Annotated in this window: 9 protein-coding genes; 6 read left to right on the top strand and 3 right to left on the bottom strand. The window is 70.7% G+C overall.

Annotated features, from left to right (window positions below):
* Positions 1-154: 154 nt before the first annotated feature.
* Both QNJ12_RS04305 and QNJ12_RS04310 read right to left on the bottom strand, forming a co-directional pair.
* A complete protein-coding gene (locus QNJ12_RS04305) occupies positions 155-712 on the bottom strand; it encodes a peptidylprolyl isomerase (RefSeq protein ID WP_300619283.1) in 558 nt (185 codons plus the stop codon).
* A 139-nt stretch (positions 713-851) separates the two neighbouring features.
* Positions 852-7,178, bottom strand: coding sequence for an SdrD B-like domain-containing protein (locus QNJ12_RS04310; protein WP_300619285.1), 6,327 nt, complete (start codon positions 7,176-7,178; stop codon positions 852-854).
* A 651-nt stretch (positions 7,179-7,829) separates the two neighbouring features.
* Here QNJ12_RS04310 and QNJ12_RS04315 point away from each other — a divergent pair.
* From QNJ12_RS04315 to QNJ12_RS04325, 3 genes are all read left to right on the top strand, one after another.
* Positions 7,830-8,384 carry a hypothetical protein gene (locus QNJ12_RS04315; RefSeq protein ID WP_300619288.1) on the top strand — a complete coding sequence of 185 codons (555 nt, stop codon included), beginning with the start codon at positions 7,830-7,832 and terminating at the stop codon, positions 8,382-8,384.
* A 106-nt stretch (positions 8,385-8,490) separates the two neighbouring features.
* The gene (locus QNJ12_RS04320; protein ID WP_300619291.1) at positions 8,491-9,072 is read left to right on the top strand and encodes a hypothetical protein; all 582 of its coding nucleotides are present in this window, start codon (positions 8,491-8,493) and stop codon (positions 9,070-9,072) included.
* 99 nt (positions 9,073-9,171) lie between these two features.
* Positions 9,172-11,151 (top strand): signal peptidase I, encoded by a 1,980-nt coding sequence (locus QNJ12_RS04325; RefSeq protein ID WP_300619293.1) that lies wholly within the window; start codon positions 9,172-9,174, stop codon positions 11,149-11,151.
* Between the two features lie 18 nt (positions 11,152-11,169).
* Here the strand turns inward: QNJ12_RS04325 and QNJ12_RS04330 are convergent, their stop codons facing one another.
* A complete protein-coding gene (locus QNJ12_RS04330; protein ID WP_300619296.1) occupies positions 11,170-11,454 on the bottom strand; it encodes a DUF427 domain-containing protein in 285 nt (94 codons plus the stop codon).
* Positions 11,455-11,528: 74 nt separating this feature from the next.
* On the opposite strand from QNJ12_RS04330, the gene radA reads away from it, so the two are divergent.
* From radA to QNJ12_RS04345, 3 genes are all read left to right on the top strand, one after another.
* Positions 11,529-12,863 (top strand): DNA repair protein RadA, encoded by a 1,335-nt coding sequence (radA, locus tag QNJ12_RS04335; protein ID WP_300619299.1) that lies wholly within the window; start codon positions 11,529-11,531, stop codon positions 12,861-12,863.
* A 98-nt stretch (positions 12,864-12,961) separates the two neighbouring features.
* Positions 12,962-14,032, top strand: a complete 1,071-nt coding sequence (gene disA, locus QNJ12_RS04340; RefSeq protein WP_300619302.1) for a DNA integrity scanning diadenylate cyclase DisA — start codon at positions 12,962-12,964, stop codon at positions 14,030-14,032.
* 33 nt (positions 14,033-14,065) lie between these two features.
* Complete coding sequence (locus QNJ12_RS04345; RefSeq protein ID WP_300619305.1) at positions 14,066-14,371, top strand: Dabb family protein; 306 nt, start codon at positions 14,066-14,068, stop codon at positions 14,369-14,371.
* Positions 14,372-14,391 lie beyond the last annotated feature (20 nt).

Here is a 14,391-nt window from a genome sequence, read left to right on the forward strand (position 1 = left end):
CCCGAACCCGTCGCACGACCCGGGATCAGCCGACGGGGAACAAGGCTGCTGAGTCGGGATCGGATCGTCGGCCGGCAAGGCGCGACGAACCCCGAGCTGCCTGGTGGCAGCGAGCGGTGAGGCGGAACGCAGCGAGCAGGCGATCCGGCCCGACTCAGTCGGCCTGCGTGATGGTGACGGAGTTGATGGTGACGTCGTCCTTGGGGCGGTCGCCCGGGCCGGTCGGCACGTTCTGCATCGCGTCGAGCACGTCGAGGCCCTTCACGATCTTGCCGAACAGGCTGTACTGCGGCGGCAGCCCGGCACCGTTGGGACCCGAGATGAGGAAGAATTGGCTGCCGTTGGTGTTGGGGCCGGCGTTGGCCATCGCGACCGAGCCGATCTCGTACTGGCCGGGGCGGGGCAGCTCGTCGTCGAAGCGGTAGCCGGGGCCACCGCGGCCGGTGCCGGTCGGGTCGCCGCCCTGGCACACGAAGCCGTTGATGATGCGGTGGAAGATGATCCCGTCGAAGTAGTGGTGCAGGGCGAGGAACACGAAGCTGTTGACCGTGTTGGGCGCCTGGATGGGGTCGAGGGCGATCACCATGTCGCCCATCGAGGTCGACATCGTGGCGCTGTAGCGCTTGGACGTGTCGATGCCCATCTCGGGCGGGGCGGAGAACTCTTGCTGCTTGGGCGCGGAGCCGTCGAACGGGGGAAACGGGGTTGCCATGCGCCGCACCCTACCGGTGCATCGATCGACCCCCGGCTGCGGAGCCCGAGACGCGCGAGCCGCCAACACCGTCGCGCCGATGGATGTCCGCCGCGATGAGCGCATCGACGAGGGATCCGCCGGGACGCGCGCTCACCGGCTACGAGCGGGGTGTCGTTCGGCGTCGGGTGGCGACGACCAGTGCCAGGCCACCCACCAGCGATGCCACGGCGAGTGCGAGGCCGTTCGACCCGCCACCGGTGGCCGGGAGGCCGCCAACGCTGAGCGTCGTCGACGTTGCAGGCCCTTGTGTCGGAGGCGGCACCGTCGTGGGCGCCTGGGTGCTCGGCGGGACGGTCGTCGGCGGGACGGTCGTCGGCGGCGGCACGACATCGATCTCCGCAAAGTCGTTGTCGTCCTCGTCGCCGGGCGGATCGTCGAGGCCGATGTCGTCGTGGTCGTCCACGTCGTCGTTCGGCGGGGTGCCGGTTCCGGCGCCGTCGTCGTCACCGGTGTCCGCGTCCGGCGTCGAGTCCTCGTCGGTGGTGCCGTAGAACGCCGCCGAGTCGCTCGAGATCTCCGACCAGTTCCGGAACGGCGCCTCGGCAACCGAGTCCACGCGCGTGACGATCGAGAACCCGAGCTGGCCGGCGGGCGGCAGGGACGGAAGGTCGGCGAAGGTGAGCACGCGTCCCGCCTCGGCCGGTGCGACCGGAGCGCTCGTCGAGACGTAGCTCGTGCCGGCGGGGATCACGTCGGTCACGTCGTACGGGCCGGAGTCGACGTTGCCCTGGTTGGCGACCGTGACGACCCACGTGATCGTGTCGCCGGCGGCGACCGGTACGGTCGACTCGACGGTCTTGATCAGGGCGAGGTCGTAGACGACGCCGACGTCGACGTCCTCGAAATCGTTGTCGTCCTCGTCCGGGGCCGTGACCGTCATGCCGTTCACGTCGGCGCCGGTGGCGTCGCCGCTGTCGAAGCCCGGGTCGTCGTGGTCGACTGCGTCGTCGTTCGGTGGCGTCCCGACGCCGGCGCCGGGGTCGGTGCCGATCGCGCCGCCGGGTTCGAGCCCGTTCGGTACCGAGTCCTCGTCGCGGGCGTCCGGCCCGTACAGCTGGGTGGCGCCGTCGGAGGTGATCTCGGCCCAGTTGCGGAACGGCCGCAGCGCCGGATCGCTGATCGTCGTGTCGAACGTCAGGGTCACCGATGCGCCGGGCGCGAGATTGCCGAGCGTCCAGGTGATCTGCTGCCCGGCGACGACGCCGCCGTCGCTCGGCGTCCCGACGATCGTGAGACCCGCCGGTACCTCGTCGAGGACCTCGACGGGGCCGGAATCGACGTTGCCCTGGTTGGCGACGGTCACCTCCCATGCGATCGTTCCGCCCGGAGCCACCGGCGACGACGTCGGCGTCGTCTTGATCAGGGCGAGGTCGTAGACGCCACGCGTCAGCGTGGCGGGGTCGCGGTCGTCTTCGTCGCCGTCCGGGTCGGTGCCGTTCGGCGTGCCGCTGCCGTCACCGTCGATGGCATCGTCGGCCGGCGAGCCAGGCGCACCGCCGGGGTCATCGGGGTTCCGGTCGGGTGTCGAATCGAGATCCGGGTAGGCGGTCGGGTCGGTCTGCGAGTTCCCGCCGGCCGGGTTGTCGCCGTCGGCGAAGAGCGAGATCTCTGCGACGTTGACCAGCGGGTCGGCGGTCGGCGCCGCAGCGACGCGGAGCACCACGGGGAACGTCGCCGACTCGCCCGGCGCCAGCACGCCGACGAGCGTGGCGACGCCGTCGTCGCCGTCTGCCGCCCAGGTGACGTCGAGCGCGGTCGCCGGCGTCGCGAACGTGCCGCCCCCAGCGACCCACGCGTCGCCGCTCGACGGGCCGGTCGTGGTCGGCGGGTTGAGCGCTGCGTCGAACGGGCCGAACGATGCCGGGTCGACGTCGTCGAACACCTCGATCACGTCGACGTTTCGGAAGCCCTGGTTGAACACCTCGACGGTGAACGTGACGAGTTCGCCGGGAACGGCGATCGTCGCCGTCGTCGTCTTGCGCAGGGCGAGGTCGTACGGCCCGAAGAGCACCTCGGTGTCGTCGTCGTCCTCGTCCGCCGGGTTCACGATGTTGTCGGTCGGGAGCACGTTCGTGCCGTCGTCGGGATCGACGACGGTCGTGCCGTTCGGCGTGCCGGGCTCGAATGCGTCGTTGCCCGGCGTGGCGTCGGGCACCGAGTCGACATCGGGCACCGGTTGGCGGGTCGGGTTCCCGTCGCCGTCGAGGTCGAGATCGCCCTCCATCGCGGAGATCTCCGCACCGTTGACGATCGTACCGTTCGACGGGGCGGCCGCGACCGTGAACAGCACCGGGATGACGACGGTCTCTGCCGGATCGAGCTGGTCGATCGTGAAGGTGCCCCCGCTGCGGGTCACGCCGGCGGGCAGCCCGGCGTCGGTGGTGGCGCCGTCGAGCGTCAACTCGGCGGGCACCTCGTCGGTGACCTCGACGTCGTAGGCGGTGCTGTTGCCCTGGTTGTTGACCGTGATGTCGAACACGACGGTGTCGCCGACGTTCACCGTCGGCGACTGCCCCGCTGCCCGCGTCTTGATCAGGCTGAGGTCCCACCACGGCACGGTGGCGATGTCGGCGTCGTCCTCGTCGACGGGCGGTTGCTGGTCGACGATGTCGTCGACCTCGGGGTCGTTCGTGTCGTCGGCGTCGGGTGTGGAGTCGACGTCGACGAGCGGACCGGACGCCGGATTGTCCGGGTTCGTCGGGTCCGAGTCGCCGTTGGACGGATCGTCGTCGTCGTCGAAGTACGAGATCTCGGCGCGGTTGACGAGGTCGGGCGTACCGGTGACCTCGGAGAAGTCGGCGGTGAGGACGATCGGCACGAGGACCGATTCACCAGCCGGGAGGATCCCGTCGATGCGCACCGGAACGAGCTCGAGGCCAGCGGCAGTGGCGTCACCGACGGTGTAGGTGTACGCCTGACCGGCGGCGCCGCCGAGCGTTCCGGGTGTCGTGGTCCCGGGTGGGTTGTCCGCGAGCAGGAAGTCCCATCCGGGCTGGACGTAGTCGGTGACGACCACCGGGTCGACGGCGACCGTGCCCTGGTTGAGGACCTCGACGAAGAACCGGAACTTGCCGTCGACGCCGAGAACGTCGGTCACGTCCGGCCGCTTGCGCAGCGCCAGGTCGAGCCGCTCGACGAAACCGAAGTCGACGGTGAGGTTGCTGAACGCATCGGGCGACTCGCCCGTCAGGACCATCGACGGTGTGTCGGACTCGCCGACCGGTTCGAACGCCCCGAGCGTGATCGGCGCCGAGGCGATGGCCCCGGCCGCGAGGTCGGCGAGCGCGCCGAGCGGGGTGTCGCCGCCGTGGTCGGTCGCGTCGTCGGCGAGGTCATAGCTCGTGGACGCCCCGGTCGACGAGGTCAGGCCCTCCAGCGGCTGGCCCGCTCCGAATCCGGCGGGATCGATGACGACGACGTAGTCCCCCGGCTGCAGCTGGGTGAAGAGGTAGTGGCCGTTCGCGTCGGTGGTCGTCGTGTCGAGGGCCGTACCGACCGGCGCGCCCGACGCATCGGCCGCGTAGAGGCGGACCGGGACACCCGGGATCGGGAGCTCGCCGGCACCGGGGTCGTAGACGCCGTTGTCGAACGCGGCGCCGAGCCCGTTGTCCTCCCAGACGAGGTTGCCGAGGCTGAACAGGGGCGTGAAGCCGAAGTCGACCGTTCCGTCGCCGCGGTCGTCGAGCAGGCCTGCGGCCGTGGCCAGCGGATCGTCCTCGCCGGTCGGTTCCGGGCCGTCGCCGAGCACGACGAGGTCCGAGACGATGCCGCCGGGCTGGATCGGAGCGGACAGCGGGGTGTTCTGCCCGCTGTCGTTGTCGTCGGCACCGGTGGTCGGCGTCGACGTCGCGAGGTTCTCGAGCGGTTCGCCGGGCGCGAACTCGGTCGGCGGGATCACGACGACGTACTGCCCCGCAGCCAGCCCGTCGAACAGGTAGTCGCCGTTGCCGTCGGTCGTCTGGGTGTCGAGGATCGGACCGACCGGCTGGCCGCTGGCATCGGCTGCGTACAGCAGCACCTCGACGCCGGGGATCGGCGACTCCGACGCGTCGAACACGCCGTTGTCGACGTCGGCGGCAACCGTTGCGCCACCGTCGTCGCGCCAGACGGTCGAGCCGATCGAGTACGGGAGCTCGAAGCCGGCGTCGAACGTGTGGTCGTTGTCGCCGGCCAGCCCGGTCGTCACCTCGATCTCGGGCAGCGCGCCGCCGAGGCCGAGCACGTCGCCGGTGACGATGTCGGAGTCGCGCCGGTCGTCGTCGCCGTCGCCGATCCCGGACGACCCGTCGACCTGGGTGACGACGAGGTCGGCGGCCGTGTACGGGCCGGGGACGTTGGTCGCCGTCGACTGGTCGAAGCGGATCACGTAGTCGCTGGCGAACTCGAGCAGCACGGCGTCATCGGCCGCCGACGCCGTGGCGTCCGCCGGGTCGGACACCCCGAACGTGTAGCGACCGTTGGCGTCGGTGGTCGCCGTCGCAACGAGTGTGCCGGCGTCGTCGTACAGCGTCACGGTCACGCCCTCGAGAGGCTGCTCGTCGGGGTCCTGGATCCCGTCGCCGTCGAGGTCGAGCCACACGTAGTCGCCGATCTCGATCGGGGCCGGGGCGCACAGTAGCTCGATGTCGCCGATGCCCGAGGCCTTGCCGAACGTCCCCGGCTCGTCCAGACCGAACACCTGGTACGAGCGGGTGCGCGAGCCATCGGCGTGCGACATCCAGATCAGGCCGCCCGAGCGGAACGAGTTCGCGAACGAGCCACCGCCCGGCGCCGGCACCGGACCACCCACCGGGGCGGGGTCGAAGGCGTTCGACACGACCTCGGCGCGACCGAGGAACACGGCAAGATGGCCGAGCGAGATCTCCTCGTGCGTCGGCGTCGCAGCGTCGAGCGTGTACCGCTCCGACCCGTAGAACTCGTCGTCGGTCGCCGGCGTCAACGACCAGGTGGCGCCCGAACGGGCGAGCCGCACCGTGTCGCCGCCAGCGACGCCTTCGCCGTTGCCGGCCCCAGCCGCAGTGTTGTCGTTGCCGAACTGGTCGCCGAAGCGGTCGGTGACGCCGAGGATCATGTCACCGTCCTCGTCGAACTCGATGTCGGTCACCCACGGCTGCGGGTAGTACGACTGGCCGAACGGCGCCGCCGGCCCTCCGGCCGGGAGGACCTGACCGCTGCCGTTGCGAGTTGGCTCGGCGGCGACCCACGGCAGGTACTCGGCACCGGCGATCGTCGACCCGCTCCGCGACACCCACGTGCGGTCGTAGTCCAGCGGCACGTTCGCCACCTCGGTCGCAGTCCCACCGGCAGGGTCGTAGGCATACACGAACGCCTGGAGGTCGGCGCTGGTCGCGCCGGCTCCGTCGCCGACGCACGTCGCGCTCAGATAGATGAGGCCGTCCTTCGCCTTCACGGCGCCGGGTACCCACGAGCCGTTCGTGCAGTCGGTGTCGACCGACGTGAGCGAGCTGAGGTCGACCGTCGACGGCGTGCCGGCCGCTGGCGGAACGACCGACGCATCGACCGGGATCGCGTAGATCAACCGGTCGAACTGGTTGGCGGCATACAGCGTGGTCTCGGCCTCGTCGAGGTCGATGTCGCCCCAGCCGGTGCGGCCGACGTCGTCCCAGAACCCGACGTCGTCGATCAGGTCGGCGTAGTCGTGGTTGTCGTCGCCGGCCTCGATCGTCACGAACGGTACCGGTGCGGACCCGTCACGGAAGACCGTGTAGATCGTGTCCGGGCCGCTGTCGGCGGGCGCGCCGACGACGCCGCCCGGGTACGCGGTGTGCCGCTTCGCGTACGCGGCGGCGAAGATCACGTCCGCCTCGCGGTGGTACGCGAGGCCGCGGACCGGGCCGACCTCGTCGTCGGATGCCCGCTCGGGGTGCGGCGTCAGTGCGACGGTGGCGTTCGACGTGCTCGACGTCGTGCCCGCCTCGTAGACGAAGTCGACGACGGCCGGGCCGTCGGCCGCCGTGCTGCCGCCCTGGAAGCACGTCGTGGCGAGCTCGGCGTTCCGATCGCAGTACTCGGCCGGATTCGTCACGCCGAGCGACGCCGTGCCGCCGGCATCGACGAACTGCACGGTCGTGCCGGAGTCCGGCCCGTCCTGTCCGGAGCGCACGAAGGCAGGTAGGTCGTCGAACTCGACACGGAACGGTCCCACGCCGAGGCCTGTGACATCGATCGAGAAGGTGCCGTCGGTCGCGACGGTTCCGGCGGCCGAGGCCCCGGCCGCGTCGTAGGCGATGACCGAATAGGCGGCGAAGTCCGGCTCCAACGCATCACGAACGCCGTCCGCGTCGTAGTCGCGGAAGACTTCGCCCGTGATCGGGGGATCACCGGGTGCGGCTCGCCCCGGCGACACCGCGCCCGTCACGAGCACCACGAGCGCAATCGACCCGGCAACGAGCGCGCGGGCCACACGAAACTCCGACACTTCACACCTCCAACGCGGCCCGCCCGACGGGGCGAAGATAGAGCGACCGTCGCACCGCGACAAGTCCTCCGCACGATCTCCTCTGCACGATCAGGGCCACGCGTACGTGGCGCAGGACGGCGTACAGCGCTGATCGCCGACGGCGATGCGGCGCCCACGCCACACCGATCCGCGGCAGCCGCGTTGATGGGATCCGACAGCCCCGAGATCGCCCGGTTCTCGTCGAGCCAGGTGACCTCGTGCCCAGATCCGGCGCTGGCGTGCCCGGTCCGGCCCCCGTGCCGGCGAACGTGTCATCGCCGGGCGCGGGTTCGAGCGGGCTGCCCATCTCGGAACGTCGCGATCGCCCCGAAGCACGCAAGATCGGTGCGTCCCGGGATCGAGTGACATCGCTCCGAGTGCAGGACCTCCACGTCACTCGCCGAGCAGTCGGCTGGCGTGTCGATCCACGGCCAGACGGGCGTCCGCCCCTCGACTGCGTCGACCCGACCGGCGTGGGGTCGGCAGTTCGTCAAGATCCCCGCACATCGTGGCCCCGGCCGGCCCGCGATCGGACGATCGAAGGCCTACGGACAGGACGCGCACTTCACGGAGGAGGTGACGGATTTGCGGACGCGAACGCGCTCGCGCACGCCCATGATGCTGATGATCTGGGCCGCGATCGTCGGCTCGTTCCTCGCCTCGGGCGCGCTCGTGGTCGGCGCCACACGATCCGCCCTCGACGTGGCTCCACCCCGACCGGCGCAGTTGAACAGCTCGCGCCCGGAGCTCCGGGCCGACGGCATCGTGCGCCGGCGCGTCGACGTTCCGTCCCTCGTCCCCGGCGACTCGGTCGGCGGCTGTGTCGAGGTCGCTCGTGCCGATGGTGACGATCGACCGTTCGACGTGCGCGTCCACGGATCCTCGTCGGGTGGCCTCACGCCGGACCTCCGGCTCACGATCCACCATGGCGTCGACGGTGGCCGATGCGGCGAGCCCGGCACGCTCACCGCGGTGTTCGACGGCCCCCTCGCCGAGCTCGGCACCGACTTCGGCGACGGCAGTCGGGGCCTGGCGCCGGCGCGGGCCCGAACGACCGTCGCCTACCCGTTCACGGTCTCGCTCGATCCGTCGACGTCGAACTCCCAGCAGGGCGCGACGGCAGCGCTGGAGCTGCGATGGGAGGTGCGGCCCGGCCCGACGACGCGGTGATCGCCGTTCCCCTTCCTGCGCGCCACCGACTCAAGGTGGTCGTCGATGGCGTCGATGAGTGGATATGACGCGTCCCGACACGTGGGACCGAACAAGGAGAACCAACGTGGAGACCACCCCCCATTCACAGGATCGTCGGAGCCTCGGCGGCGTCATCCTCGCCTCGGCCATCGTGTCGGCACTGCTGGTCGGCGTGCTCGCCTACAGCGCGACGAACGCCGCCTTCACGGGCGTCACCGGCAACACCGGCAACACCTTCGAGGCCGCCACCGTGTCGCTGACCGACGACGACTTCGGTGGCACGAACTTCCAGGTGACCGACATGATCCCCGGCGACACGGTCACCGACTGCATCGAGGTCGAGTACACCGGCTCGACCACCGATCTGGCCGGGTTGCGGCTGTACGGCGCGTCGAGCGGCGACCTCGCCGACGATCTCGACCTGAACGTCCGCCACGGCGCCGCCGGAAGCAGCTGCGCGGCACCCGGCGCCCTCACCGGCGTCTACTCCGGTGACCTCGACGCGCTCGGTACCGACTGGGCGACGGGCAGCGCCGGCTTCACGCCGACCGCTACGAACGAGACGGTCGCGTACGTGTTCGACGTGACCCTGAAGGCCACGACCACCGACGCCGCTCAGGGTGACACGGCGAGCGCCGACTTCACCTGGGAGGTCCGGTCCAACTGATCGGACCCCCATGACGTGAGCACGGGCCTGGCTCACCGCGCTCGGACGAGCGCATCGGTCGCCCCGGATCACTCCGACCTCGAGGGTCGGGATGGCACGGTGGCGACCGAGTCGCGTCCCGACGGCCGACGGTTCGGCACGACCGGGTTCGTCGCTTCGATGGCCGGCCGGTTCCTGGCGATGTCGTGGTGCTGGACCATCATCTGGCTCACGCTGTGGAGCGTGGTCCCGATCGTGCTCGGGTGGTCGCCGGCGGCCGTCACCGGGTCCTCGATGGAGCCGAGCCTCCGCTTCGGATCGGTGGTGCTCCTCGACGACGGCGTCGACCTCGACACCATCGGTCCGGGGGCCGTCGTGTCCTACGACGACCCGGGGCTGCCCGGGATGCGGGTCACACATCGCGTCATCGAGGTCGAGACCGACGGCGACCGCGTCGTCGCCTTCCGGACGATGGGCGATGCGAACGAGGTGCCCGACTCCACCGTCGTTCCCGTGGAGCGGGTCCACGGTGTGGCGCGGCTCGTGGTGCCGTACGCCGGCCTGCCGAAGGCGTGGACAGCCTCCGGACAGTGGACGGAGTTCGCCGCGTTCGCCGTCCTGACGCTCGTCGCCGCCATCGTCTCCATGGACACGCTCCAGCGGCTCCGGTCCGGTCCGGATCGCGGCAGGCGGGGCCGCCGACGCCAGACCGCTGCGATCGGCGTCGCGATCGCCGCCATGCTGGGGGCACCGTCGACATCGGCGGCGTTCACGAGCCAGACCGGCGACGCCGGCAACGACTTCGCGATGACGTCGCAGTGGTTCCTCGACACGATCGACCGCGACGCGCCCGTCGCTCACTGGCGGCTCGGCGAGGCGGCGGGCGGGCCACCGGTCACCGTGCTCGTCGACGACTTCGAGACGTTCTCGGGATACAACACCTACGGCGCCGGCAGCTTCGTGTCATCGACCGCCCAGGCACGCTCGGGGACACGCTCGGGCCTCAAGACCGGGAACAACGACCCCAACGGCGGCTGGAAGGCGCTGCCGGCGACGGTGAGCGGCAGCTTCGTGTTCGAGGTCTGGGTCTACCGCCCGAGCGGCTTCGCCGGCGGATCGATCGATCGACTCGGCCTCGAGGATGCCGGGTTCAACGGCTACACGTTCCTGGTCGACCACAACGGCAACCGACTCGGCATCGATCGCCGGACCGGAGGGTCGCCGAGCTCGATCGGCACGACGGTCGCCTTCGACCCACCCGAGGACAGCTGGTACCGACTCCAGCTCGTCCGCTCGGGCGCCGCGCTGACCCTGAGCGCCTACGACGGGGCTGGCACGCTGCTCGCGAGCACGTCGGCGATCGACGGCACGACGACGACCTTCGACCGACTCGCGATCCACGGCGGCTGGGACTACTACGTCGACGACCTGATGGTCGTGCAGACCAACCCGACGCTGGTCGCGGTCGACCGCATCGGCACGCTCGACGGCGGATACATCGGCGGTCCGCTGCTCGGCCAGCCCGGGCTGATGACCAGCGATGGCGACACGGCCGCTGATCTCGACGGCATCGACGACGCCGTGCTGATCGGCGACGACGCGCTGGTCAACCTGTCGACACGAGGGGAACGCACGACCGAGCTGTGGTTCGAGGCCGACTCCACGAGCGGCCGCCAGGTGATCTACGAAGAGGGTGGGACGGTCAACGGGTTGAACGTGTACCTCGACGACAGCCAGCTCTATGCGACGGCATGGAGCCAGTCGACCGGTTGGAGCACGCCGCTCGTGACCAGCACCCCGATCGCGGCGAACACCGCCTACCACGTCGCGGTGGCGCTCGACGCCGTGACGTCGCGGTCGCTGACGTTGTACCTCGACGGCGTCCCCGTCGCGAGCGCGTCCAAGACCGACGCCAACGCCTGGAACGCCCACAGCGACGACGGCGCCATCGGGGTGCTCAACGGTGGCACCCAGTTCCACGACGGCGACTCGTCGGCGAGCGGCTCGTTCGCGTTCGACGGCACGGTCGACGAGGTCGTGCTGTTCAACAGCCTCGTCTCACCGGGCCGGATCGCCAACCACCACGCAGCCGGCGGCTGAGACGAAGCCCGGTGTGCGTCAGTCGGTGACGACGACGCCGTGCCAGAACGCGACGCGGTCGGTGATCTGGGCCGCGGCCTCCTTCGGCTCGCGGTAGTGGAACGCCGCGTTGGCGTTGGTCTCGCCGTCGACGACCACGTCGTAGTAGCTGGCGGTGCCCTTCCACGGGCAGACGGAGGTGTGATCGCTCTCGACGAGCGTGCCGGGCGCGACCGAGGCGAGCGGGAAGTAGTGGTTGCCCTCGACCACGACCGTGTCGTCGGACTCTGCGATGACCGTGCCGTTCCAGGTTGCTGTTGCCATGCCGGAGTCAACCCACCAGCACGTGCGGGTGTTCCGCCGATCGCCTGCAACACCCCGACGTCATGCTGGCTGTCATGGCAAAGAGCAAGATCGAACACGTCTGCTCGGCGTGCGGCGCGTCGCATCCGAAGTGGTCGGGGCAGTGCACGTCCTGCGGCGAGTGGAACACCCTCGTCGAGGAGTTCGCCACCGACCCGTTGCCCGTCATCGCACCGGCCCTGTCGGCGCCACAGCCGATCGGCGACGTCGATCCCCACACGAGCGCGCCCGTGCCGACCGGGCTCGACGAGCTCGACCGGGTCCTCGGCGGCGGTCTGGTCGCGGGCTCGGTGACCCTGCTGGGTGGCGAGCCGGGCATCGGCAAGAGCACGCTGCTGCTCCAGCTGCTCGCCGAGCGCGCCGGGCGAGCTCTGTACGTCACCGCGGAGGAGAGCGCCCAGCAGGTGCGCCAACGGGCCGAGCGGCTGGGTGCCGTCCGACCCGAGCTGCTGCTGCAGGCCGAGACGGCGCTCCCGCACATCACGGCGGCCGTCGCCGACACCGCCCCCGGCATCGTCGTCGTCGATTCCATCCAGACCGTGCACGACCCGGCGCTCGGGTCGCCACCGGGTTCGGTCGTGCAGGTCCGCGGCTGCGCACAGCAGCTGGTCCAGATCGCCAAGCAGCGCAACGTGCCGATCGTGCTGGTCGGCCACGTCACGAAAGAGGGGTCGCTGGCCGGTCCACGGGTGCTCGAGCACGTCGTCGACACGGTGCTGGCCTTCGAGGGCGAGCGCCACCACGCGCTCCGGCTGCTGCGGGCCAGCAAGCACCGGTTCGGACCCACCAACGAGCTGGGTCTGTTCGAGATGGCCGGGCACGGGCTGATCGGCGTGCCCGATCCGAGCGAGCTGTTCCTCGGCGATCGCCGCACCGGCGTCCCGGGCTCGGCCATCGTGCCGACCGTCGAAGGGCAGCGTCCGCTGGTCATCGAGGTCCAGGCGCTCACCACGCCGGCACCGCCGAACGTCCCGGCCCGCCGCACGACCCAGGGCGTCGACACGAACCGGCTGGCGTTGCTCCTCGCCGTGCTCCAGCAGCGTGCCCGCGTCGACGTCCGAGCGCACGACGTGTACGCATCGACCGTCGGCGGCGTGCGCTTGGCCGCGCCCGGCCTCGACCTCGGCGTGTGCCTGTCGGTGGTCAGCGCCGTCAACGATCGCCCGCTGCCGGCCGACCTGGTCGCGTTCGGCGAGGTCGGTCTCGGCGGCGAGGTCCGGCAGGTGGCGCACGCGCCGCGGCGCGCGGCCGAGGCGGCCCGCCTCGGGTTCCGGCGCGCCATCGTCCCCCGCAGCTCACCCGACGCCGACGGTCTCCATCTCGTCCGCGTCGCCACCATCGCCGAGGCGTTGGCGGCGGCCGGTCTGTGACGCGTTCGACCCGGTCAGCGCCGGCTCCGACGGAGAGCGCCGACCCGACCGCCACGACAGGATGAACGTCGCGCAGCGCGTCGTTCTACACTCACTCCATGCAGAGCCGGTACAGCGGGGCGAACGAGCAGATGCGCAACGCGCTCGCCCGCGTCTCGCCGGGCACGCCGCTGCGTGACGGCATCGACCGCGTCGTGCGGTCGAAGGCCGGTGCCCTGCTCGTCCTCTCCGACGATCCCGAGGTCCTCTCGATCTGCTCCGGCGGCTTCCTCGTCGACGCACCGTTCAGCCCGCAGCGACTCTCCGAGCTCGCCAAGATGGACGGCGCGATCATCATCTCCAACGACGGCGGGCGCATCGCACGGGCCAACGTCCACCTCGTTCCCGACCCGACCGTGCCGACCAGCGAGACCGGCACGCGCCACCGCACCGCCGAACGCGTCGCCCGGTCGCTCGACGTCCCCGTCGTGTCGGCGTCCGAGGAGATGGGCGTCATCAACGTGTACGCGGGCGGGTCGAAGCGCGAGCTGCAGGAGATCGGGCGCCTCCTCGACCGCGCGAACCAGGCGCTGCAGACGCTCGAGCGCTACAAGACGCGGCTCGAGGACACGATCAGCCGACTGACCACGCTCGAGATCGAGGACGTCGTCACGATCCGCGACGTGGTGAGCGTCGTGCAGCGTGGCGAGATGGTCCACCGGATCGCCGACGAGATCGAGACGATGATCGTCGAGCTCGGCGTCGACGCGCGGCTGCTCCGCCTGCAGCTCGACGAGACGTACACCGACCTCGACGACGAGCTCGACCTGGTGGTGGCCGACTACCTCCCGCCGCACCGCAACGTCGAGGACACCCTCGCCGAGATGTCCCGGCTGAAGGACGACGACGTGCTCGACGCCCGGATGGCGCTCTCGACGATGCACCTCGGCGCCAGCGAGCTCGACCACGAGCTCGCACCGAAGGGGCTTCGGCTCCTCCGCCGGGTGCACAAGCTGCCACCCGAGCTCGCCGGCAAGATCGCCAACCGCTTCGAGAGCCTCGCGCGGCTGCAGCGGGTCACCGTCGACGACCTCATGACCGTCGACGGCGTCGACGCGGAGACCGCCCGCAGCGTCAAGGAGACGCTCGAGCGCGTCACCGAGAGCACCATCCTCGAGCAGTACAGCTGACCTCGCCCACCCCGTCGACATCCAGGAGCAGCCATGCCCTTCCGTCACATCGCCATGTTCAGATGGAACGACGACGTCGGCGTCGACCACCTCGATCGCGTCCGCGACGGCCTCAACGCGCTGCCCGCCGAGATCGAGGAGATCCGGAGCTACGTCCACGGTGCCGACGTGGGCGTGTCGGAGGGCACGTACGACTACGCGGTCGTGGCCGACTTCGACAACGTCAACGACTGGCGCACCTACCGAGACCACCCGCAGCACGTGCTGTTCATCTCGGAGGTCATCGCCGGCAACGTGGCCGAGCGGGCCGCGATCCAGATCCAGACCGGTCCGTCCTGATCGCGTCGCGGCCCCCGGCC

The organism is Ilumatobacter sp. (assembly GCF_030065885.1).
In the GTDB taxonomy this organism is placed as follows: domain Bacteria; phylum Actinomycetota; class Acidimicrobiia; order Acidimicrobiales; family Ilumatobacteraceae; genus Ilumatobacter.